Annotated in this window: 1 protein-coding gene; it reads right to left on the reverse strand. The window is 50.7% G+C overall.

Annotation, left to right across the window (positions count from 1 at the left end):
* Positions 1-365 precede the first annotated feature (365 nt).
* Positions 366-1506: site-specific integrase (locus B5D32_RS14655; RefSeq protein ID WP_143402827.1), on the reverse strand; the 1141-nt coding region annotated here is incomplete at its 5' end.

Here is a 1506-nt window from a genome sequence, read left to right on the forward strand (position 1 = left end):
TTGGGACGGTTCATCACCGTATGGCATTCTTTTGTACACATGGGACAAAATCCGTTCTGAGCCTTGGTACGCAATACCACCAAACCCAACAAAACAGCACCGTAACGCACGATTTTTAGATTTCTCATAACCCGGAGGTCGCAGGTTCAAGTCCTGTCTCCGCAACCAACAAAAGCTCGTTGAAACGACAAGTTTCAGCGAGCTTTTTTCTACATTATGGCAAAAGTGGTAACAAGCTGGTAACTTTGCCCCCAAAATGACCCCAAAACGATAAAACGACTGCGCCCGGACGATTGAAATTTTCAACCATCCGGGCGCTTTTTGTGGATAAATTTTGCGGAGTTGGCAGGTAAATATAAGAGCGATCAACCTGCTTTGACGAGTACCAACACGCTGTTGTCAGGCACGACGATCTGTTCCTGTTTGGTGGGAATGGGCGGGTTCTTGTATTGGCGCAGGGCTTTTTGGATTTGCTGCTTGACTTCGAGCAGGGCAGCGTCCAGCGTGGGGGCTTGTGCGGTAACCTTGGGGAAGTCAGGAACATGGGCAGTGCAGCCGTCTGCCGAGAGTGTGCAAAGCACCGGATAAGGCTGGTTTTCAACCGAGATACTGTACCGCATCCCGAACATATCGTTCATCTTGTCCATCTCGCGCCGCTTGTGTTCGTCCATGCTGTGAACGTAGGTGTCCATTGTGAACGCCACCGAGTAGTGACCGAGGATGGACGACAGTGTTTTGTAATCCATGCCGCGCTCCAGCGCACGGGTGGCGAAGGTATGCCGCAGGGCGTGGAAGGTAAAGTGCCCGATGTCGGCATCCTTCAACAGGCGGTCATAGTAATCCTTGAAGGTTTTCTGCTCAAAGTAGTGTCCAAACTCGTTGGTGACGATGAAGCCATAGTCGGTGTACTTATCCCCTGCCCGCTGCTTATCCTGCGCTTGCTGTTGTTTCCAGCGGGTAAGCTCGTCTGCTATTGTGCGGCGGGAGTTTTTCGTTTTGGGTGTGCCGAATACGATTTCGGTTTTGTTTTCGCCGTCATGGGCTTCGTACTTGGCAAGGCGATTAATCGTGCGCCTGACATGAAGCTGCGCGGTAGAAAAGTCAATATCTTCCCACTTCAGTGCTAGCAACTCCCCCATGCGTAACCCTGTACACAGGTCTAAGCGGATAAACACGCCGTAACGGTGGCGGTAGCTGGCCTGCACCAACGCTCGCTGCTGGTCGTTGGTAAATACGCTGATTTCGGGCTTTTCTCCGCTGGGCAGGGTCACGGCATCGCAGGGATTATAGACCAGTAGATGCTCTTTCACGGCTTGCTGTAAGCACTTATGCAATGCCATGTGGTAGTTGTGCAAGGTCTTGGGCGACAGCCCTTCTTCGCGGAATTTGTAGTTATAAAATTCCTGCAAGTTGTGTGGTTCTAATTTCTTTAATAAAATCTTTCCCAGTACACAAAAGTGCTTGTTGAGATAACTGCGGTAGCTGGCGTAAGTAGATTGCTTGACG

The organism is Gemmiger formicilis (assembly GCF_900167555.1).
In the GTDB taxonomy this organism is placed as follows: domain Bacteria; phylum Bacillota; class Clostridia; order Oscillospirales; family Ruminococcaceae; genus Gemmiger; species Gemmiger formicilis.